The following is a 511-nucleotide window of genomic DNA, read 5'->3' as shown; positions in this document are numbered from 1 at the left end:
AAAGATTTCATTAAATATGTAGAACAAAATTGCAAAGAAAATCATGGTCAATTCTTTGTTGAAAAAGGAGGAGTTAAGGCTGGCATTGATGGCATTACTATAGAAGTAGAAGCTGAATGCAAAACCCCTAAACCTGCAAAAACCAATCAAACCCCTATCCAGCCAAAACACCTTCCAAACTCCAAGCAACCCCACTCTCAAAGAGGATCAAAAGCACAAGAGCTTATAGCTTATTTGCAAAAAGAATTAGAATCTCTGCCCTATTCGCAAAAAGCTATCGCTAAACAAGTGAATTTTTATAAACCAAGTTCTATCGCTTATTTAGAACTAGACCCTAGAGATTTTAAGGTTACAGAAGAATGGCAAAAAGAAAATCTAAAAATACGCTCTAAAGCTCAAGCTAAAATGCTTAAAATGAGAAAACTACAAGCCCACCTTTCAACCTCTCAAAGCCTTTTGTTCGTTCAAAAAATATTTGCTGATATTAGTAAAGAAATAGAAGCAGCGGCTA

General features: G+C 35.2%; 1 protein-coding gene. It reads left to right on the top strand.

Translation table 11 applies throughout. The features are described 5' to 3' along the window. Positions 1 to 511, top strand: a 511-nt coding sequence (locus tag IEY73_RS34965) for a DUF874 family protein (protein ID WP_189083273.1), incomplete at both ends; no start/stop codon positions are given.

Source organism: Mangrovihabitans endophyticus (assembly GCF_014646155.1).
Lineage (GTDB): Bacteria > Actinomycetota > Actinomycetes > Mycobacteriales > Micromonosporaceae > Actinoplanes > Actinoplanes endophyticus.
Note: the sequence above shows the minus strand (reverse complement) of the source record. Positions and strands in the feature narration are given on the sequence as shown.